Below are 20,287 nucleotides of genomic sequence, written 5' to 3'. Positions count from 1 at the left end.
GGGCGTAAAACACTTATTTATTGTTATTGCGGATCTCTTTCCAGATCTGGTCGCAACGCTTCGCCACTTCCTGATCGTTACCGGTTTTACGCGCCTGAATGCAGGCCTGGTAATCCATCACGCGGACGTTCTCCTGCGTTGCGAACTGTTCATGCGCTTTCTCTTTTTTCAGCACATTCAACACGCTCTGACAGGCTTCAATCTTCTCCGGCGATCCTTCCGCAGTATTAATGCAGGCGCTATACGCCTCCTTCAACCGGGAGTCTTCTTTAGGTGCCTGAGTCTGAGCACACGCCACCAGCCCCGACGCCAGCAGCGCGATAATTACGATTTTTTTCATCATGTGCAGTCTCCGGTCCGGCGGGCGCTTACCCGCCGGACGATTCATCAGAAGATGGTGAATGGGGCGATAACCATGAATTTGACGTCACGTTCATCCTGGAAGATGTTGCCGTAGCCGCCCGCATAGCTCGGGATATCGGAGTGGTTGTCATACTGGGTGAAGTGCAGTTTGAACATCGTGCCTTTCGCGCGACCATCCTGCAGGGTATAGATAGCATCCAGGCTGTAGGAAGACTCTTTCAGGCGATAGTTTGGATCGTAGTATGCGTCTGGTGTTGCCATATCGGCAGGTTTTGCGTCCCAGGCGTAAGCGTAAGAAGCGCCCACCGCCCAGCCAGGCAGGTTCCAGTTTTTCAGGTCATACATTGCGCCGAAGAAGACCGCTTTCTCGCCGTCGGCGTTGAAGTCGGAACGGTTATCCCACCAGATATCAAGACGACCGTTGGAGGAGGCGTAGGTCGGGGTCATACGCTGCAGGAAATACCCCTGCTGCCCTTCCGCTTTTACCCATGTCCCTTCCAGGCGTAAATCAACCTGACCCACTTTGTAACCAAAGGTCAGCGCCTGCAGCCATGCAGTACCATCATAAATATCGTTAACGGTGCCATTGCTTGCTTTATCACGCGTGCCGTAGAACTGGTAGCTGGTGCTTAACGGCCCCCCAACGATATCGAATTTGTAGCTCGCTTTCGCAAAATACTGATCGATATACCCTTCAGCCTGACCAAATGCAGCTTCGAGCACCAGATCGTTTTTGAAGTCGTATTTCGCACCCAGCGAGTGCAGGTAATCGACTTTGGTTTTTTTATCGTTCTGGTAGAACTTGTCCATCTCGATGTGCCACGGTGCTTTATATTCGTTGGTCCACATATAGGAGAAGCTCAACGCACCCGCATCACCGTAATCAAAGTTAGCCCCGGCTTCCGCCCCCTGATAGGTGCCCGGCATAAAGCTCCAGTGCGGTGCTAACAGGGTCTGGCCAGTTGGCTGAATATAACCACCGCGCGCCCAGACCGGGCCGTATTTAAATTTCGCTGCGGCCTTATAAAGGCTGATGCCGCTCTTATCCCCGGACCAGTCTTCTTTATACGCTTTGTTGCTGGAGGAGAAGGCAATTTCGTTCGGGTGGGCGCTGTCGCCGTTTTCCGCCATTTCGATCGCGGTGAACGCAGCAATATCCAGACCGAACATATCCGCGGCATAGCCTGACTGGAAGTCCAGGTTGGCATTCCAGGTGGAGTGTGAAAGGTTGGTTTTATATTTGTCTTCAGTGACGTCTTTACGGTCACGTTCACGCTGCCAGTAATAAATACCGCCCGTGAGGGTCGAATCGTCGATAAAGCCCGCCGCCTTCGCCTCTGGTGTCACCACCAGGCCCGACATTGCTGTCACACCGGCGATAGCCAGCGCCAGCGCACTACGTTTGCCACTGAACGTACGCATAGATTATTCCTCTTTGACGAATTAAAACGCCTGAAACGGCGTAAATAAAAAAGACCAAATGGTCAGGGGTAGTTTTAAATACCCTCGAATTAACTACCGTCTTTAGGTTATTTTTCGCGACGCGAATTATCAATGCTTTTTAGCGGACAAAAGTCAGGATTATGACGAAGTGCACATAATTGGTAGTGATTTGTAACATTTACAGGGAGATGAGCTGTGACGGGAAATTATCAGGTATTTCAGTGGCTAGACGTGGGTTCTCTTTCCTTTTTTATAACCTTTTTGATTTTCATAATGACACAAACTTTTTTTTAAAAAATAAGTAGCACCTCATTGACCTGATATTTTCATGACACACCTTGAGGCCCTGGCTTAATACCCTGATCGTTAAATAAAAAAACGCCGCATAATGCGGCGTTTGTCTCTCATTGACCAGAGCAGCAATATTATTCGCCGATCTTCGTCCAGGTATCACGCAAACCTACGGTACGGTTAAATACCGGTTTTTCCGCCGTGCTGTAACGGCTGTCCAGGCAGAAGTAACCTTCACGTTCAAACTGGAACGCTTTGCCCGCTTCAGCGGCTTTCAGAGATGGTTCCGCATAGCCCTGCTTGATCACCAGAGATTCCGGGTTGATGGTCGCCAGGAAATCTTCCGCGGCACCTGGGTTAGGCACGCTGAACAGACGATCGTACAGACGAATTTCTACCGGCAGCGCGTGGGAAGCGCTCACCCAGTGAATAACGCCTTTCACCTTGCGGCCATCAGCAGGATCTTTGCTCAGGGTTTCTGCATCATAAGAACAGAAGATGGTGGTGATATTCCCTTCTGCATCTTTCTCTACGCGCTCGGCTTTGATCACGTAGGCATTACGCAGACGCACTTCTTTACCCAGCACCAGACGCTTGTACTGCTTGTTGGCTTCTTCGCGGAAGTCAGCACGGTCGATCCAGATTTCGCCGCTGAACGGCACGTCGCGAGTTCCCATCTCCGGCTTGCTCGGATGGTTAGGCATTGCAACCAGTTCGCTCTCGCCCTGCGGATAGTTTTCGATAACCAGCTTAACCGGGTCGATCACCGCCATCGCGCGCGGGGCGTTTTCGTTCAGGTCTTCACGAATGCAGGACTCCAGAGAAGCGATCTCAATGGTGTTGTCCTGCTTGGTGACACCAATACGTTTACAGAACTCGCGGATAGACGCGGAGGTATAACCACGACGGCGCAGACCGGAGATGGTCGGCATACGCGGGTCATCCCAACCTTCAACGTGCTTGTCGGTCACCAGCAGGTTCAGCTTTCGCTTGGACATCACGGTGTATTCCAGATTCAGACGAGAGAACTCGTACTGGCGCGGATGCACAGGAATGGTGATGTTATCCAGCACCCAGTCGTACAGACGACGGTTGTCCTGGAACTCCAGCGTACACAGGGAGTGCGTAATGCCTTCCAGCGCATCGCTGATGCAGTGGGTGAAGTCGTACATCGGGTAGATGCACCACTTGTTACCAGTCTGGTGGTGTTCTGCGAACTTGATGCGGTACAGCACCGGATCGCGCATCACGATGAACGGAGACGCCATGTCGATTTTGGCACGCAGACACGCCTTGCCTTCTTCGAAGCCACCTGCACGCATTTTTTCAAACAGCGCCAGGTTCTCTTCCACGCTGCGATCGCGGAACGGGCTGTTTTTGCCCGGCGCTGTCAGCGTACCGCGATATTCACGAATTTCATCAGCAGACAGTTCGTCAACATACGCCAGACCTTTGTTGATCAGTTCAACCGCGTAGGCGTACAGCTGATCGAAATAGTCAGAGGAGTAGCAGATATCGCCAGACCAGTTGAAGCCCAGCCATTGCACGTCATTCTTGATGGACTCAACGTATTCGATGTCTTCTTTTACTGGGTTGGTGTCATCGAAACGCAGGTTGCACTGTCCCTGGTAGTCTTGCGCAATACCAAAGTTCAGGCAAATGGACTTCGCATGCCCGATATGCAGGTAGCCGTTCGGCTCCGGCGGGAAGCGGGTATGAATTGTGGTGTGCTTACCACTGGCCAGATCTTCATCGATGATCTGACGAATAAAGTTACTCGGGCGGGCTTCTGCCTCACTCATCGTGGATTCCTCAAAGCGTAAACAACGTATAACGGCGTATGATCTTATAAGCCGGACGTAGTGACAACCCTTAGTTACGGAAAATACGTATCTGATGAAAATAATGGAGGCATTTGCTGCAAAAAAAAGCGGCGGAGGATATCCCCCGCCGCTTAAGGCATGACTCTACTCAGGAGCGATTACTTGCCTTTAATCTCATACAGCGGTGTTTGACCCGCAACAACCTGACCTTTCGCCTGAATGACCAGGCCACTGAAGTCATCGATATTGCTGCAAACGACCGGGCTTATCATGGAGCGCGCGTTGGCGTTCAGGAAGTCCAGATCCATTTCCAGAATCGGCTGCCCGGCCACCACTTCAGCGCCCTCTTCCACCAGGCGAGTAAAGCCCTGACCGTTTAGCGCAACGGTATCGATACCCATATGGACAACGATCTCCGCGCCATTTTCGGTTTCGAGGCAGAACGCGTGGTTAGTGTTGAAGATTTTCACGATAGTACCGGCAGCAGGGGACACAACGGTTTTTTCCGTTGGTTTCACCGCCACACCGTCACCAACCGCTTTGCTGGCGAAGGCTTCGTCAGGTACTTGCTCAAGGTCAACCACGTCACCCGTTACCGGAGAGACCAGCGCGGCCACCGTCACGGCGTTAGGCACGGCCTGCGGCTTCGCTACCGGGGCAGTCGTCGACGCAGGCGCGCTGTCGGCTGATGCCGCCGCTACCGGGCCACGGGCAACCACTTTCTTCATTTCGTCACCGATGGATTCCGCTTTGGCGCCCACGATAACCTGGATAGTTTGTTTGTTCAGTTTAACCACGCCCGATGCGCCAAGGCGTTTACACATTGCATCGCTTACGCGCGCAGAGTCACCCACCGTTAGACGCAGACGGGTGATACAGGCATCAATGGCTTTCAGGTTGTCAGTCCCTCCGACGGCAGCGATATAGCTGGTCGCCAGTTGGGTCAGCCCCTCCTCGGTATTGCTGTTGGCTTCGCTGGTTACCATTTCGTCGCTGGTATCTTCGCGGCCCGGCGTTTTGAGGTTAAACATACGAATAACCGCAGTGAACAGCACGAAGTAGATGACGAAGAAGACCAGACCCATTACCACCAGCATCCAGACGTTCTTGCTTGCCGCCGGCAGGTTGTACATCAACACGTAGTCGATCGCGCCTGCAGAGAAGGAGAAGCCAGCATGGATACCCAGCAGGGTTGCCACAAACAGGCTGATACCGGTAAGCACCGCATGCATGAGATACAGCACCGGAGCCAGGAACATGAACAGGAATTCCAGCGGCTCGGTAACACCGGTCAGGAACGCGGTAATCGCAACGGACAGCAGCATACCGCCAACCATTGGACGACGCGCTTTTGGCGCAGCCAGGTACATTGCCAGCGCAGCGCCAGGCAGACCAAACATCATGATTGGGAAGAAGCCAGACATGAACATGCCTGCGGTGCCGTCACCTGCATAGAAGCGGTTAATATCGCCGTGGAATATGGTGCCTGCGGCATTGGTGAACTCGCCAATCTGGAACCATGCGATAGTGTTCAGCACCTGATGCAGACCGGTTGGGATCAGCAGACGGTTGATAAAACCAAAGATACCTGAGCCAACTGCACCCGCTGAAACGATCCACTCACCACCCGCATGGATCGCATGCTGCACCGGTGGCCAAACGTAGCCAAAGATGGCGGCCAGAACCAGACAGAAGAAGCCCGTCGCGATCGGCACGAAACGTTTGCCGCCAAAGAAACTCAGGAAGTCTGGCAGCTTAATGTTTGCCCAGCGGTTGTACACTGCACCACCGACCAGACCGGTAATGATACCTGCCAGCACACCCATGTTGATTTCTGGGTTAATCGTTACCATCGCTTTCGTCAGGATGAAATAACCGACTGCCCCTGCCAGCGCTGCAGCACCCGCGCTGTCTTTTGACCAGCTTGAGGCCACACCGATGGCGAAAATCAGCGCCAGGTTGTCAAAAATAGCACCGCCAGCCTGGGCAATAAACGGTACGTTAAGAAGATCGGGTTGCCCGAATCGCAGCAGCAGCGCTGCAACCGGTAGCACGGCGATAGGGAGCTGCAAAGCCCTACCGAGGCGCTGGAAAAAACCTAAAATATTCATCCTATTCCCCCTACGAGACCCTTTTTTCAGGCTCGCGCATAAACTATGTTTTTATTGTGTCACGAACGATACATACCGTTGATAATTCACTGGCAGTCTGAGTGTGTGAAAAATTAATTCGTATCGCAAATTAAATGCGTATTTTTTGTGATTTTTGTCACCAAATATCGTTATCACCCCTCCCTTACACTGGCTAACAGCGAAAACTTATTTTATCATTCAAAAAATCAAGACGGATTGATCCGGCCTGAAAGTTTCCAGGTTACGCTTAAGTATCAGGTTCCGAAGCCATCCGCCCACTCTTCTACTTAAACTTTGAGGTGAACAATGAGACTGATTCCCCTGGCAACTGCTGAACAAGTCGGTAAATGGGCCGCTCGCCATATCGTAAACCGTATTAACGCGTTCAAACCGACCGCCGATCGTCCTTTCGTCCTTGGTCTTCCGACAGGCGGCACGCCGCTGACCGCCTACAAGGCGCTGGTTGAGATGCATAAAGCAGGCCAGGTTAGCTTCAAACATGTTGTAACCTTCAATATGGATGAATACGTTGGCTTACCAAAAGACCACCCGGAAAGCTACCATAGTTTTATGCACCGCAATTTCTTTGATCACGTTGATATTCCATCTGAAAATATTAACCTGCTGAATGGAAACGCGCCGGATATTGACGCAGAATGCCGTCAGTATGAAGAAAAAATCCGTTCTTACGGTAAGATCCACCTGTTCATGGGCGGTGTAGGTAATGATGGTCATATCGCGTTTAACGAACCGGCGTCATCTCTGGCTTCCCGTACCCGTATTAAAACGCTGACCCATGACACACGCGTGGCAAACTCCCGCTTCTTTGACGGCGATGTTAACCAGGTTCCAAAATACGCCCTGACCGTTGGCGTAGGCACCCTGCTGGATGCCGAAGAAGTGATGATTCTGGTCCTGGGCGGCGTGAAAGCGCAGGCGCTGCAGGCTGCCGTTGAAGGCAACGTGAACCATATGTGGACCATCAGCTGTCTGCAGCTGCATCCTAAGTCGGTCATCGTCTGTGACGAGCCGTCCACGATGGAGCTGAAAGTAAAAACGCTGAAATACTTCAACGAGTTAGAAGCTGAGAACATCAAAGGTCTGTAATTGAATAACCGCCTCTTCATCAAGAGGCGGCCGCTTTTTTTAACCGGGGGTCGTTATGTACGCTTTAACCCACGGTCGGATTTATACCGGCCATGAAATTCTGGATGACCACGCGATTGTTATCGCGAATGGCCTGATTGAACGTGTTTGTCCGCTGGCAGAACTGCCGCCGGAGATTGAACAGCGCTCACTCAATGGAGCAGTAATCTCCCCCGGTTTCATCGACGTACAGCTCAACGGCTGCGGCGGTGTGCAATTCAATGATACCGCCGATGCGGTAACGGTAGAAACACTGGAGATCATGCAGAAAGCCAACGAGAAATCGGGCTGCACCAGCTATCTGCCAACGCTCATCACCAGCAGTGATGACCTCATGAAACAGGGTATCCGCGTGATGCGCGATTACCTGGCCAAACACCCTAATCAGGCGCTGGGTCTGCATCTTGAAGGGCCATGGCTGAATATGGTCAAGAAAGGAACGCATAACCCGGATTACGTGCGTAAACCTGATGCGGAGCTGGTTGACTACATGTGTGCGAACGCCGATGTGATCACCAAAGTGACGCTGGCGCCTGAGATGACGGGTACGGAGGTCATCAGCAAACTGGCCGGCGCCGGGATTATCGTTTCAGCAGGCCACTCAAACGCGACGCTGAAAGAAGCGAAAGCCGGTTTCCGTGCGGGCATTACCTTCGCAACGCACCTTTACAACGCCATGCCGTATATCACAGGCCGTGAACCGGGTCTGGTCGGGGCAATTCTGGATGAACCAGACGTCTACTGTGGCATTATTGCTGACGGCTTACATGTCGATTACACCAACATTCGCAATGCTAAGCGGCTGAAAGGTGACAAGCTTTGTCTGGTGACGGATGCCACCGCACCGGCAGGTGCAAATATTGAGCAGTTCATTTTTGCCGGTAAAACAATATACTACCGCAATGGACTGTGTGTGGATGAAAACGGTACGCTGAGCGGTTCCTCTTTGACCATGATTGAAGGGGTGCGTAACCTGGTTGAACATTGCGGGATTGCGCTTGATGAGGTCCTCCGTATGGCAACCCTTTATCCGGCTCGCGCAATGGGCGTGGATAAACAGCTCGGCGGAATTGCACCAGGTATGGTTGCAAACCTGACGGCATTCACACACGATTATAAAATTATTAAGACCATCGTTAATGGTAACGAGGTCGTCACTGAGTAAGTAAAAGTATGACACCTGGCGGACAAGCTCAAATCGGTAATGTCGATCTCGTTAAACAACTTAACAGTGCGGCGGTGTACCGCCTGATTGACCAACACGGCCCCATATCGCGAATTCAGATAGCCGAACAAAGCCAGCTTGCACCTGCCAGCGTGACAAAAATTACCCGCCAGCTCATTGAGCGCGGTCTGATCAAAGAAGTCGATCAGCAGGCCTCCACCGGGGGCCGCCGCGCAATCTCCATTATCACCGAAACCCGAAACTTTCAGGCAATTGGCGTCCGTCTGGGCCGCCATGACACCACGCTCACGCTGTACGATCTGAGCAGTAAAGCCATTGCGGAAGAACACTACCCTCTTCCGGAGCGCACCCAGGAGACGCTGGAGCATGCGCTGCTGAATACCATCGCGCAGTTTATTGAAAGCTGTCAGCGCAAGATCCGCGAACTCATCGCCATCTCCGTGATTCTGCCCGGTCTGGTCGACCCGGAAAGCGGCGTGATCCGCTATATGCCGCACATTCAGGTTGAAAACTGGGGGCTGGTCGATGCGCTGGAAAAGCGTTTTAAAGTGACCTGCTTTGTGGGCCACGATATTCGCTCGCTGGCGCTGGCAGAGCACTACTTTGGTGCGAGCCAGGACTGTGAAGATTCTATTCTGGTGCGCGTTCACCGCGGAACGGGCGCGGGCATTATCTCTAACGGCCGTATTTTTATTGGTCGCAACGGTAACGTCGGTGAGATTGGCCACATTCAGGTTGAGCCCCTCGGGGAGCGCTGCCACTGCGGCAACTTCGGCTGTCTTGAAACCATTGCCGCCAACACGGCCATCGAGCAACGCGTTCGCCATCTCCTTGAACAGGGTTACCAAAGCCGCGTCACGCTGGACGATTGCAAGATAGGCACCATCTGCAAAGCCGCTAATAAAGGCGACGCGCTGGCCTGCGAAGTGATCGAGCAGGTAGGACGCCACCTGGGGAAAACCATCGCCATCGCCATTAACCTGTTTAACCCACAAAAAGTGGTGATCGCCGGTGAAATTGTGGAAGCGGAAAAGGTGCTGCTCCCCGCCATTGAAGGCTGTATTAACACCCAGGCGCTGAAAGCATTCCGCCAGAATCTCCCGGTGGTTCGTTCAAAGCTTGACCATCGCTCGGCGATTGGCGCGTTCGCGCTGGTCAAACGCGCCATGCTCAACGGAATTCTGCTGCAGCATTTGCTGGAAAGTTGATCGGACCTTATAGTAACGCCTTCTTTTTTTGATGTCGGACTGTCCATGACCATTAAGAATGTAATTTGTGATATCGACGGCGTGCTGATGCACGACAACGTTGCCGTGCCGGGTGCTGCGGAGTTTCTTCACCGCATCATCGACAAAGGAATGCCTCTGGTTCTGCTCACGAACTACCCTTCTCAGACCGGTCAGGATCTGGCAAACCGCTTTGCCACGGCGGGTGTCGACGTCCCGGACAGCGTGTTTTATACCTCGGCGATGGCCACGGCGGATTTTCTGAAGCGTCAGGAAGGGAAAAAAGCCTATGTGGTAGGTGAAGGTGCGCTGATCCATGAGCTGTATAAAGCAGGCTTTACCATCACCGATGTAAACCCTGACTTTGTGATTGTCGGCGAAACGCGATCCTTTAACTGGGAGATGATGCATAAAGCTGCATACTTTGTCGCCAGCGGCGCGCGCTTTATCGCCACCAACCCGGATACGCACGGCCGTGGTTTTTATCCAGCCTGCGGCGCGCTCTGCGCCGGTATCGAGAAAATCTCTGGCCGTAAGCCGTTTGTGGTCGGGAAACCTAGCCCGTGGATCATTCGTGCCGCGCTGAACAAAATGCAGGCCCACTCTGAAGAAACCGTTATTGTCGGCGACAACCTGCGCACCGATATTCTGGCCGGTTTCCAGGCGGGTCTGGAGACGATACTGGTCCTCTCTGGCGTCTCTCAACTTGATGACATTGATTCGATGCCGTTCCGGCCAAGCTGGATTTACCCCTCCGTCGATGAAATTGACATTATCTGATACCGAACCACGCCTCAGGGCGTGGTTTTTTATTTTCTCGCCTGTAAAACACAACTGTATCTAACGAAAAATCACTTTCATTGCACAATCATCAATAAAACCACTCCTGACATACGTATTTTTCACCGATCCACAACCACCATTGCACTATTTCCGTTTTCATCCGTAAAACGCTTGCGCGCCCTGCCCCTTTGCGGCATTTTCATAAGCAAGCAACATTACAAAGCAACAGGGTTAACGGAGAAGGTTATGTGTTCAATTTTTGGCGTACTGAATATTAAAACTGACGCGGGCGAACTGCGTAAAAAGGCACTCGAACTGTCCCGCCTGATGCGCCATCGCGGACCGGACTGGTCAGGCGTTTACGCCAGTGATAAAGCAATTCTGGCTCACGAACGTCTGTCTATTGTTGACGTCAACGCCGGCGCACAGCCGCTGTATAACGAGAAAAAAACGCACGCGCTGGCTGTCAACGGTGAGATCTACAACCACCAGGCGCTGCGCGCCGAATACGGCGACCGCTACGCGTTCCAGACCGGTTCTGACTGTGAAGTGATCCTGGCGCTGTATCAGGAGAAAGGGCCCGAGTTCCTGGACGACCTGCAGGGCATGTTCGCCTTCGCCCTGTACGACAGCGAAAAAGACGCTTACCTGATTGGCCGTGACCATATCGGCATTATCCCGCTGTACATGGGCCACGATGAACACGGCAACTTCTATGTTGCCTCTGAAATGAAAGCCCTGGTACCGGTCTGCCGCACCATTAAAGAGTTCCCGGCGGGCAGCTACCTGTGGAGCAAAGACGGCGAGATCCGTCAGTATTATCAGCGTGACTGGTTCGATTTCGACGCGGTAAAAGACAACGTCACGGACAAAGCCGAGCTGCGTCAGGCGCTGGAAGATTCCGTGAAAAGCCACCTGATGTCCGACGTACCGTACGGCGTGCTGCTCTCCGGCGGTCTGGACTCCTCCGTGATCTCCGCGATCACCAAGAAATTCGCGGCCCGTCGCGTGGAAGATCAGGAGCGCTCAGAAGCCTGGTGGCCACAGCTGCACTCTTTTGCCGTTGGCCTGGAAGGCGCACCGGATCTGAAAGCCGCGCAGGAAGTGGCGAACCACCTCGGCACCGTGCACCATGAGATTCATTTCACCGTGCAGGAAGGTCTGGATGCGATCCGCGATGTGATCTATCACATTGAAACCTATGACGTGACCACCATCCGGGCTTCAACCCCGATGTACCTGATGTCGCGGAAGATCAAAGCGATGGGCATCAAGATGGTGCTCTCCGGTGAAGGTTCTGACGAAGTGTTTGGCGGCTATCTGTACTTCCACAAAGCGCCTAACGCCAAAGAGCTGCACGAAGAGACCGTGCGTAAGCTGCAGGCGCTGCATATGTTTGACTGTGCGCGTGCCAACAAAGCGATGTCCGCCTGGGGCGTGGAGGCGCGCGTGCCGTTCCTGGATAAGAAATTCCTCGACGTCGCGATGCGTATCAACCCGCAGGACAAGATGTGCGGCAATGGCAAAATGGAAAAACATATCCTGCGCGAATGTTTTGAATCCTACCTGCCGGCGAGCGTGGCATGGCGTCAGAAAGAGCAGTTCTCTGATGGCGTAGGTTATAGCTGGATCGACACCCTGAAAGAGGTCGCGGCGAAACAGGTTTCTGACCAACAGCTGGAAACCGCAAGCTTCCGCTTCCCGTACAACACGCCGGGCTCGAAAGAGGCCTATCTGTACCGTGAAATTTTTGAAGAGCTGTTCCCGGTACCGAGTGCTGCGGAGTGCGTACCGGGTGGCCCATCCGTCGCCTGCTCTTCTGCCAAAGCGATTGAATGGGATGAATCTTTCAAATCCATGAACGATCCATCAGGACGCGCGGTAGGCGTTCACCAGTCAGCCTACAAATAATCACTCAGATCGCAATCGGGCCCCTCTGGGGCCTGATTTTTTTGCCTCACATTTCACCGTCTAAATCTGATTAATAACCAATAATTGCCGAATATTCGGTCACGCTGTTCGCAACCTAACCAAACAGTCACATTCCGGCTATTTTCGTTGAAAAAGGTGTTGACGCTGCAAGGGTCTATACGCATAATGCGCCCCGCAACGCCGATAAGGTAACGCGAAAAAAGATGGCTACGTAGCTCAGTTGGTTAGAGCACATCACTCATAATGATGGGGTCACAGGTTCGAATCCCGTCGTAGCCACCATCTTTTTTGCGGGAGTGGCGAAATTGGTAGACGCACCAGATTTAGGTTCTGGCGCCGCAAGGTGTGCGAGTTCAAGTCTCGCCTCCCGCACCATTCCCAGGTAAGCGTTGCACGGATGGGGTATCGCCAAGCGGTAAGGCACCGGTTTTTGATACCGGCATTCCCTGGTTCGAATCCAGGTACCCCAGCCATATTTCTTCGATTTTGCGGTTCTCCGCGGTATTGGGGTATCGCCAAGCGGTAAGGCACCGGTTTTTGATACCGGCATTCCCTGGTTCGAATCCAGGTACCCCAGCCATCGAAGATTGCAGTACTGGCTACGTAGCTCAGTTGGTTAGAGCACATCACTCATAATGATGGGGTCACAGGTTCGAATCCCGTCGTAGCCACCAAATTAGTAATCTGTCGAATTATTCGATAGACTAGAAAAAATTGTTGGGGTATCGCCAAGCGGTAAGGCTCTGGTTTCTGATACCAGCATTCCGAGGTTCGAATCCTCGTACCCCAGCCAATTTAAAAAGTCGTTAAGCAGTTTGTTTAACGCAATTGGGGTGTCGCCAAGCGGTAAGGCTCTGGTTTCTGATACCAGCATTCCGGGGTTCGAATCCCTGCACCCCAGCCACTTAAGTAACAAAAAAGCCCGCTCTGCGGGCTTTTTTTGTTTTTGTTGCTCAGAATTGTGTGGCCTGATGCCCTCTCCCACATGGAGAGGGAATAATGATTAGAGTCCTAAGGCGTATTTAAGCGCCTGGCGCTTCAGACCACCGGCACGCTCCGCTGCCATCAATCCAATATTACGCAGAATGCGCACCGGGGCCAGGTCATTGCTGAACCCGGCATAGAACAGATCCATCCCCGACTGCATAATGAAATTGTCCGCCATGCGCCGCGTCTGGTAACGCTTCAGGACCTGATGGCTGGCCCAGTTTTCCGCGTGCCCGCGGGCGCTGCCCAGCACATCCAGTAACGCATCGACATCACGATACCCCAGGTTGACACCCTGCCCGGCCAGCGGATGAATGGTGTGTGCCGCATCGCCCACCAGCGCCAGCCCTTCACGGGCATACTGCAAAGCGTGACGTCGCGTGAGGGGAAACGCCCCGGCAGCGACCGGTGTAACGTTGCCCAGACGGCTCGGGAAATGCAGGCGGATTTCCCGCTGCAATTGTTCCATTGAGAGCCCCTGCAGCTGGCGAATGCGCGCCGGTTTGTCATACCACACCAGCGACGCCCAGTTATCGAAGAGTGGTAAAAAGGCATGCGGGCCATTCGGCGTAAAGTGCTGCCAGGTGCTTTCTCCCGGCGCATTCTCACACTCAACGGTAATCAGCATGCAGGATTGCTCATACTGCCAGGCATGAACCCCGATACCCGCCATCTGTCTGACCTGCGAGTTAGCGCCGTCCGCCCCAACAACCAGCTTCACGGCCAGTTCATCGCCGCTGTCGAGCGTCAGTAAATAGCCGCTCTCGTAAGGATGCAGTGCCTTAAGCGACGCCGGAACACGCAGCGTCACCTTTGGATGCGTCTCCAGCGCCTGCCAGAGCGCCAGCTGGAGCACGTTGTTTTCCACCATATAACCGAGGCGCGGCAGCTTCAGCTCAGCGGCATCAAACGCAACGTGGGCATTTTCCCACTCCCAGGTTTCAAGACGGCTGTAAGGATGGGCGCGCATCGCCAGCACCGCCTCCCAGACGCCCAGCCCGCGCAGCAGATCGACGGACGCCGCGCTGATCGCGGAAATGCGCACATCCGGTTTGCTGGCCGGATCGAAGGCCGGAGGGGCAGCCTGTTCAATTACCGTTACCTCAAATCCCTGCTGCGCCAGCCCCAGCGCCAGCGCGCCGCCGACCATACCGCCGCCGACAACGGCAACTTCGGTGTGTAGGAGTGTCATGGTCATTTTTCCTTATTGGAGAATCCCTTAAGTTTACCGGATTTTTGCGGTCCTGAGACACATAACCTTCATACTGGTCACAACCCCACCAAAGCATTACAATACGCGGCTTGCAATCCTGAGCTGAGCAAGTCGATGACTAAAAAACTCCATATAAAAACCTGGGGCTGTCAGATGAACGAATACGATTCATCCAAGATGGCCGATCTGCTGGATTCAACCCACAGATACCAGCTGACAGAAAATGTGAAAGAAGCGGACGTGCTGCTGCTGAACACCTGTTCGATTCGTGAAAAAGCGCAGGAAAAAGTCTTTCACGTGTTAGGCCGCTGGAAGCTTCTCAAGCGAAAAAATCCGGACCTGATCATCGGTGTGGGTGGCTGCGTTGCGTCGCAGGAAGGCAAGCTGATCCGCCAGAGAGCCCCGTATGTGGATATTGTCTTTGGTCCTCAGACCCTGCACCGCCTGCCAGAGATGATCAATCAGGTTCGCGGCAACCGCAGCCCGGTTGTTGACGTCAGCTTCCCGGAGATCGAAAAGTTTGACCGTCTGCCGGAGCCGCGCGCCGATGGCCCAACCGCCTTCGTCTCCATCATGGAAGGCTGCAACAAATACTGCACTTACTGCGTGGTGCCTTACACCCGCGGTGAAGAAGTCAGCCGTCCGGCAGACGATATTCTGTTTGAAATCGCACAGCTTGCCGCCCAGGGCGTTCGCGAAGTGAACCTGCTGGGCCAGAACGTTAACGCCTGGCGCGGGGAAAACTACGACGGCACCACCGGCAGCTTTGCCGAGCTGCTGCGTCTGGTGGCCGCGATTGACGGTATCGACCGCATTCGCTTTACCACCAGCCATCCGATGGAGTTTACCGACGACATCATTGACGTGTATCGCGATACGCCAGAGCTGGTGAGCTTCCTGCACCTGCCGATTCAGTGCGGCTCTGACCGCGTGCTGAACCTGATGGGCCGCCCGCATACGGTGCTGGAGTACAAATCCACCATTCGTAAGCTGCGTGAAGCGCGTCCGGATATCCAGATCAGCTCCGATTTTATCGTCGGCTTCCCTGGCGAAACCGCTGATGACTTCGAGCGCACCATGAAGCTCATCGGCGAAGTGAACTTTGACGTCAGCTACAGCTTCATCTTCTCTGCGCGTCCTGGAACACCTGCGGCCGATATGGTTGACGATGTGCCGGAAGAGGAGAAGAAGCAGCGTCTGTACATTCTGCAGGAGCGTATCCTTCAGCAGGCCAACGCCTGGAGCCGCCGCATGCTTGGCACCGTGCAACGCATTCTTGTGGAAGGCACTTCGCGCAAGAGCATTATGGAACTCTCCGGCCGTACCGAAAACAACCGCGTGGTGAACTTTGAAGGCACCCCGGACATGATCGGTAAATTTGTTGACGTCGAGATTGTCGACGTGCTGACCAACTCGCTGCGCGCGAAGCTGGTACGCACCGAGGACGAGATGGGCCTGCGTATTGCCGAGTCACCGGAGTCCGTGATCTCTCGTACCCGCAAAGAAAACGATTCTGGCGTGGGGATTTACCAGCCTTAATCCTCCTGGCCTGCCTTTCCGGCAGGCCTTGTATTTCCTCTCATCGTCCCCAATATCTTCCGCAACGCTTGCGCCTTTATTCTGTGGCGTGAATAATTTCGGTAATGACCGTTTTATTACGCTCTATCGCAATGGGTCAGTTAACCAATTAAAGAGGAACAGTTTGAATATAGATACGCGTGAAATTAGCCTTGAGCCAGCAGACAACGCTCGCCTGCTGAGCCTGTGCGGGCCGTTTGATGACAACATCAAACAACTGGAGCGACGTCTGGGTATCGAAATCAATCGTCGCGATAATCATTTCAAACTTACCGGACGCCCTATCTGCGTCAACGCCGCTGCGGATATTCTGCGTAGCCTGTATGTTGATACCGCCCCAATGCGCGGCGAAACGCAGGATATCGAACCGGAACAAATTCACCTCGCCATTAAAGAGGCGCGCGTGCTTGAGCAGAGCGCGGAAAGCGTGCCGGACTACGGCAAGGCCATTAACATCAAGACCAAACGTGGCGTTATTAAGCCGCGTACGCCAAACCAGGCGCAGTACATCGCCAATATCCTCGACCACGACATCACCTTCGGGGTGGGCCCTGCGGGTACGGGTAAAACCTATCTCGCCGTTGCCGCTGCGGTAGATGCGCTGGAACGCCAGGATATCCGTCGTATTCTGCTGACCCGCCCGGCCGTTGAAGCGGGCGAAAAGCTGGGCTTCCTGCCGGGCGATCTGAGCCAGAAGGTCGACCCGTATCTGCGTCCTTTATACGATGCGCTGTTCGAAATGCTGGGCTTTGAGAAGGTCGAGAAGCTCATTGAGCGTAACGTTATCGAAGTTGCCCCGCTCGCCTACATGCGCGGTCGTACGCTGAACGATGCGTTCATTATTCTTGATGAGAGCCAGAACACCACCATCGAACAGATGAAGATGTTCCTGACGCGTATCGGCTTTAACTCGAAAGCGGTCATTACCGGTGACGTCACCCAGATCGACCTGCCGCGCAGCACCAAATCCGGCCTGCGCCACGCCATTGAGGTGCTGGCCGAGGTCGACGAAATCAGCTTTAACTTCTTCCACAGTGAAGACGTGGTACGCCACCCGGTGGTTGCGCGTATCGTTAACGCCTATGAAGCCTGGGAAGAGGCGGATCAGAAGCGTAAGGCCGAACTGGCCGCAGAACGTAAGCGCGAAGCGCAGGAGCAAGAACAGAAATGAGTCAGGTGATCCTCGATTTACAGCTGGCCTGTGAAGACAATTCCGGCATGCCAGATGAGGCACAGTTTCAGAAATGGCTGGATGCCGTTATTCCTCAGTTTCAGGAAGAATCAGAAGTTACGATTCGACTGGTGGATGAAGCAGAAAGCCATGAGCTTAACCTGACCTATCGCGGGAAAGATAAGCCGACCAACGTGCTCTCTTTCCCGTTCGAAGCACCGCCGGGCATTGAGATGCCGCTGCTGGGCGATCTGATCATCTGCCGTCAGGTGGTTGAGCAGGAAGCCAAAGAGCAGCAAAAGCCGCTTGAGGCCCACTGGGCGCATATGGTGGTACACGGCAGCCTGCACCTGCTCGGCTACGATCATATAGAAGATGACGAAGCGGAAGAGATGGAGTCCCTCGAGACAGAGATAATGCTTGCTCTGGGCTATGAGGATCCGTACATTGCCGAGAAAGAATAGTCCGTCACCTGACTGACTCACATGCCGCCACGAAAGGACATCGCGTGGCGGTAAACGTTGAACTAACAAGAGAACCCTTAACAAACGCCATGAGCGACGACAATTCACACAGTAGCGACACGACAACCAGTAAAAAGGGATTTTTCTCCCTCATTCTGAGCCAGCTTTTCCACGGCGAACCCAAAAACCGTGATGAACTGCTGGAGCTGATTCGTGATTCCGGGCAGAACGACCTTATCGATGAAGATACGCGAGAAATGCTCGAAGGGGTTATGGACATCGCCGACCAGCGCGTTCGCGATATCATGATCCCCCGCTCGCAGATGATCACCCTGAAACGTAACCAGACGCTGGACGAGTGCCTCGATGTGATCATCGAATCCGCCCACTCGCGTTTCCCGGTCATTAGCGAAGACAAAGATCACATCGAAGGGATTTTGATGGCCAAAGATCTGCTGCCGTTTATGCGCAGCGATGCCGAAGCCTTCAGCATGGAAAAAGTGTTACGCCAGGCGGTGGTTGTGCCGGAAAGTAAACGTGTGGATCGGATGCTGAAAGAGTTTCGCTCTCAGCGTTACCACATGGCGATTGTTATTGATGAATTTGGTGGCGTTTCCGGTCTGGTCACGATCGAGGATATTCTTGAGCTGATCGTGGGTGAAATCGAAGACGAGTACGACGAAGAAGAAGATATCGACTTCCGTCAGCTTAGCCGCCACACCTGGACCGTGCGTGCGTTGGCCTCGATTGAGGACTTTAACGACGCCTTCGGTACCCACTTCAGCGATGAAGAGGTCGATACCATTGGCGGGCTGGTGATGCAGGCCTTTGGCCACCTCCCGGCGCGCGGTGAGACCGTTGACATCGACGGTTACCAGTTCAAAGTGGCAATGGCCGACAGCCGACGTATTATACAGGTTCACGTCAGAACGCCGGACGACTCACCGGTGCCAAAACTGGAAGATTAATGTAAATGGCATTTGCCCCACTGCTTGAACGCCAGCGCGTCCGTTTGCTGCTGGCGCTGTTACTTGGAGCCAGCGGTACGCTGGCTTTCTCTCCTTACGATATCTGGCCTGCGGCCATACTCTCCCTGATGGGGCTTCAGGGCCTGACCCTGAATCGTCGTCCGGTACAGGCCGCTGCCATCGGTTACTTCTGGGGACTGGGGCTGTTTGGCTCAGGCATCAACTGGGTCTATGTCAGCATCGCCCAGTTTGGCGGTATGCCTGGCCCGGTAAACGTCTTCCTGGTGGTATTGCTCGCCGCGTATCTCTCGCTCTATACCGGTCTGTTCGCCGGCATCCTTTCTCGCCTGTGGCCAAAAACCACCTGGCTGCGCGTCGCTATTGCCGCGCCGGTGGTCTGGCAGGTCACCGAGTTCCTGCGCGGCTGGGTGCTGACGGGCTTCCCGTGGCTGCAGTTCGGCTACAGCCAGATTGACGGCCCCCTGAAAGGCCTGGCGCCGGTAATGGGTGTTGAAGCCATCAACTTCCTGCTGATGGTGGTGAGCGGCCTGCTGGTCCTGGCGCTGGTCCAGCGCTGCTGGAAACCGCTGGCCGTGGCGCTGGTGCTGTTCGCCCTGCCCTTCCCGCTGCGCTATATCCAGTGGTTCACGCCTGAGCCCGATCGCGCCATGCAGGTTTCCATGGTGCAGGGGAATATCCCGCAGTCCATGAAGTGGGATGAGAAAGAGCTGCTGAATACGCTGAAGATCTACGCCAATGCCACCGAAGAGGTGATGGGTAAATCCCAGCTGATTATCTGGCCGGAGTCTGCAATCCCCGATCTGGAAATTAACCAGCAGCCGTTCCTCAACATGATGAACGACCTGCTGCTGGCGCGCGGCAGCACGCTGATCACAGGGATTGTCGATGCGCGTCTGAATCAGCAGAACCGCTACGACACCTACAACAGCATCATTACGCTCGGGAAAGACAGCGAGTACAGCTACCACTCCACTGACCGGTACAACAAGAACCACCTGGTGCCGTTTGGTGAATTTGTCCCGCTGGAGTCGATTCTGCGCCCGCTGGCCCCGTTCTTTGACCTGCCGATGTCCTCTTTCAGCCGCGGCCCGTACGTACAGCCTCAGTTGCACGCGCACGGCTTTGCCCTGACGGCAGCCATCTGCTACGAAATCATTCTCGGCGAGCAGGTGCGCGATAACTTCCGCCCGGATACTGACTATCTGCTGACCATCTCCAACGACGCCTGGTTTGGTAAGTCAATCGGCCCGTGGCAGCACTTCCAGATGGCACGTATGCGCTCCCTGGAGCTGGCGCGTCCCCTGCTGCGCAGCACCAACAACGGCATCACCGCTGTGATTGGTCCACAGGGTGAAATTCAGGCGATGATCCCGCAGTTTACCCGTGAGGTACTGACCGCTAAAGTCACGCCAACCACGGGGCTGACGCCATACGCTCGTACCGGCAACTGGCCGCTGTGGATACTGACCGTGCTGTTCGGCTTTGGCGCGGTTCTGATAAGCCTGCGTCAGCGCCGTCGATAATCTCACCTCTTCCTGCCGGGTGGCGGCTACGCCTTAC

Annotated in this window: 15 protein-coding genes and 7 tRNA genes; 17 read left to right on the top strand and 5 right to left on the bottom strand. The window is 54.1% G+C overall.

Annotated features, from left to right (window positions below; translation table 11 throughout):
• Window positions 1–13: 13 nt before the first annotated feature.
• The 4 genes from chiQ to nagE form a co-directional block, all read right to left on the bottom strand.
• Window positions 14–340: a ChiQ/YbfN family lipoprotein gene (gene chiQ, locus V1566_RS09205; RefSeq protein ID WP_395305972.1), complete on the bottom strand. Its 327-nt coding sequence runs from the start codon at window positions 338–340 to the stop codon at window positions 14–16.
• A gap of 47 nt (window positions 341–387) precedes the next feature.
• On the bottom strand, window positions 388–1,785 hold the full coding sequence (chiP, locus tag V1566_RS09200) for a chitoporin (protein ID WP_395305679.1): 1,398 nt from the start codon (window positions 1,783–1,785) through the stop codon (window positions 388–390).
• Window positions 1,786–2,231: 446 nt separating this feature from the next.
• Window positions 2,232–3,899: a glutamine--tRNA ligase gene (gene glnS / locus V1566_RS09195; RefSeq protein ID WP_395305678.1), complete on the bottom strand. Its 1,668-nt coding sequence runs from the start codon at window positions 3,897–3,899 to the stop codon at window positions 2,232–2,234.
• A gap of 179 nt (window positions 3,900–4,078) precedes the next feature.
• Window positions 4,079–6,031, bottom strand: a complete 1,953-nt coding sequence (gene nagE / locus V1566_RS09190) for a PTS N-acetyl glucosamine transporter subunit IIABC (protein WP_395305677.1) — start codon at window positions 6,029–6,031, stop codon at window positions 4,079–4,081.
• Window positions 6,032–6,358: 327 nt separating this feature from the next.
• Between nagE and nagB the strand changes: the two genes are divergently transcribed.
• From nagB to V1566_RS09130, 12 genes are all read left to right on the top strand, one after another.
• On the top strand, window positions 6,359–7,159 hold the full coding sequence (nagB, locus tag V1566_RS09185) for a glucosamine-6-phosphate deaminase (protein WP_023310765.1): 801 nt from the start codon (window positions 6,359–6,361) through the stop codon (window positions 7,157–7,159).
• Between the two features lie 55 nt (window positions 7,160–7,214).
• The gene (gene nagA, locus V1566_RS09180) at window positions 7,215–8,363 is read left to right on the top strand and encodes an N-acetylglucosamine-6-phosphate deacetylase (RefSeq protein WP_395305676.1); all 1,149 of its coding nucleotides are present in this window, start codon (window positions 7,215–7,217) and stop codon (window positions 8,361–8,363) included.
• An 8-nt stretch (window positions 8,364–8,371) separates the two neighbouring features.
• Window positions 8,372–9,592 carry an N-acetylglucosamine repressor gene (locus V1566_RS09175; RefSeq protein ID WP_021242995.1) on the top strand — a complete coding sequence of 407 codons (1,221 nt, stop codon included), beginning with the start codon at window positions 8,372–8,374 and terminating at the stop codon, window positions 9,590–9,592.
• A 45-nt stretch (window positions 9,593–9,637) separates the two neighbouring features.
• Window positions 9,638–10,390: a ribonucleotide monophosphatase NagD gene (gene nagD / locus V1566_RS09170; RefSeq protein ID WP_063143173.1), complete on the top strand. Its 753-nt coding sequence runs from the start codon at window positions 9,638–9,640 to the stop codon at window positions 10,388–10,390.
• Between the two features lie 249 nt (window positions 10,391–10,639).
• A complete protein-coding gene (gene asnB / locus V1566_RS09165) occupies window positions 10,640–12,304 on the top strand; it encodes an asparagine synthase B (RefSeq protein WP_395305675.1) in 1,665 nt (554 codons plus the stop codon).
• A gap of 226 nt (window positions 12,305–12,530) precedes the next feature.
• A tRNA-Met gene (locus V1566_RS09160) sits at window positions 12,531–12,607 on the top strand.
• Window positions 12,608–12,615: 8 nt separating this feature from the next.
• Window positions 12,616–12,700: transfer RNA gene (locus V1566_RS09155), tRNA-Leu, on the top strand.
• 23 nt (window positions 12,701–12,723) lie between these two features.
• Window positions 12,724–12,798, top strand: a tRNA-Gln gene (locus V1566_RS09150).
• A gap of 32 nt (window positions 12,799–12,830) precedes the next feature.
• A tRNA-Gln gene (locus V1566_RS09145) sits at window positions 12,831–12,905 on the top strand.
• Window positions 12,906–12,922: 17 nt separating this feature from the next.
• A tRNA-Met gene (locus V1566_RS09140) sits at window positions 12,923–12,999 on the top strand.
• A 44-nt stretch (window positions 13,000–13,043) separates the two neighbouring features.
• Window positions 13,044–13,118 (top strand) — tRNA-Gln (locus tag V1566_RS09135).
• Between the two features lie 36 nt (window positions 13,119–13,154).
• Window positions 13,155–13,229, top strand: a tRNA-Gln gene (locus V1566_RS09130).
• A 99-nt stretch (window positions 13,230–13,328) separates the two neighbouring features.
• Here the strand turns inward: V1566_RS09130 and ubiF are convergent.
• Window positions 13,329–14,504, bottom strand: a complete 1,176-nt coding sequence (gene ubiF, locus V1566_RS09125; RefSeq protein ID WP_395305674.1) for a 3-demethoxyubiquinol 3-hydroxylase — start codon at window positions 14,502–14,504, stop codon at window positions 13,329–13,331.
• 135 nt (window positions 14,505–14,639) lie between these two features.
• Here ubiF and miaB point away from each other — a divergent pair, with 135 nt between their 5' ends.
• The 5 genes from miaB (at window position 14,640) to lnt (ending at window position 20,250) form a co-directional block, all read left to right on the top strand.
• Window positions 14,640–16,064, top strand: a complete 1,425-nt coding sequence (gene miaB, locus V1566_RS09120; protein WP_395305673.1) for a tRNA (N6-isopentenyl adenosine(37)-C2)-methylthiotransferase MiaB — start codon at window positions 14,640–14,642, stop codon at window positions 16,062–16,064.
• A gap of 163 nt (window positions 16,065–16,227) precedes the next feature.
• Window positions 16,228–17,274, top strand: coding sequence for a PhoH family protein (locus V1566_RS09115; protein WP_029740142.1), 1,047 nt, complete (start codon window positions 16,228–16,230; stop codon window positions 17,272–17,274).
• Window positions 17,271–17,738 (top strand): rRNA maturation RNase YbeY, encoded by a 468-nt coding sequence (ybeY, locus tag V1566_RS09110; RefSeq protein ID WP_008501052.1) that lies wholly within the window; start codon window positions 17,271–17,273, stop codon window positions 17,736–17,738. Before V1566_RS09115 ends, ybeY begins: the two co-directional genes overlap by 4 nt.
• 89 nt (window positions 17,739–17,827) lie before the next feature.
• Entirely contained in the window at window positions 17,828–18,706 is an 879-nt protein-coding gene (gene corC / locus V1566_RS09105; RefSeq protein WP_395305672.1) for a CNNM family magnesium/cobalt transport protein CorC, read from the top strand.
• Window positions 18,707–18,711: 5 nt separating this feature from the next.
• Window positions 18,712–20,250, top strand: coding sequence for an apolipoprotein N-acyltransferase (gene lnt, locus V1566_RS09100; protein ID WP_395305671.1), 1,539 nt, complete (start codon window positions 18,712–18,714; stop codon window positions 20,248–20,250).
• The last annotated feature ends 37 nt before the right edge of the window (window positions 20,251–20,287 follow it).

It is taken from the genome of Enterobacter sp. ECC-019 (genome assembly GCF_043974075.1).
Classification (GTDB): domain Bacteria; phylum Pseudomonadota; class Gammaproteobacteria; order Enterobacterales; family Enterobacteriaceae; genus Enterobacter; species Enterobacter asburiae_D.
The sequence above is the reverse complement of the archived record's forward strand: the minus strand, read 5'-3'. Positions and strand labels throughout refer to the sequence as shown.

Excerpts from the sequence above, each read along its gene's own strand:
- chiQ (WP_395305972.1), bottom strand. The coding sequence starts at position 340 with ATGAAAAAAATCGTAATTATCGCGCTGCTGGCGTCGGGGCTGGTGGCG.
- chiP (WP_395305679.1), bottom strand. The coding sequence starts at position 1,785 with ATGCGTACGTTCAGTGGCAAACGTAGTGCGCTGGCGCTGGCTATCGCC.
- glnS (WP_395305678.1), bottom strand. The coding sequence starts at position 3,899 with ATGAGTGAGGCAGAAGCCCGCCCGAGTAACTTTATTCGTCAGATCATC.
- nagE (WP_395305677.1), bottom strand. The coding sequence starts at position 6,031 with ATGAATATTTTAGGTTTTTTCCAGCGCCTCGGTAGGGCTTTGCAGCTC.
- nagB (WP_023310765.1), top strand. The coding sequence starts at position 6,359 with ATGAGACTGATTCCCCTGGCAACTGCTGAACAAGTCGGTAAATGGGCC.
- nagA (WP_395305676.1), top strand. The coding sequence starts at position 7,215 with ATGTACGCTTTAACCCACGGTCGGATTTATACCGGCCATGAAATTCTG.
- V1566_RS09175 (WP_021242995.1), top strand. The coding sequence starts at position 8,372 with ATGACACCTGGCGGACAAGCTCAAATCGGTAATGTCGATCTCGTTAAA.
- nagD (WP_063143173.1), top strand. The coding sequence starts at position 9,638 with ATGACCATTAAGAATGTAATTTGTGATATCGACGGCGTGCTGATGCAC.
- asnB (WP_395305675.1), top strand. The coding sequence starts at position 10,640 with ATGTGTTCAATTTTTGGCGTACTGAATATTAAAACTGACGCGGGCGAA.
- ubiF (WP_395305674.1), bottom strand. The coding sequence starts at position 14,504 with ATGACACTCCTACACACCGAAGTTGCCGTTGTCGGCGGCGGTATGGTC.
- miaB (WP_395305673.1), top strand. The coding sequence starts at position 14,640 with ATGACTAAAAAACTCCATATAAAAACCTGGGGCTGTCAGATGAACGAA.
- ybeY (WP_008501052.1), top strand. The coding sequence starts at position 17,271 with ATGAGTCAGGTGATCCTCGATTTACAGCTGGCCTGTGAAGACAATTCC.
- corC (WP_395305672.1), top strand. The coding sequence starts at position 17,828 with ATGAGCGACGACAATTCACACAGTAGCGACACGACAACCAGTAAAAAG.
- lnt (WP_395305671.1), top strand. The coding sequence starts at position 18,712 with ATGGCATTTGCCCCACTGCTTGAACGCCAGCGCGTCCGTTTGCTGCTG.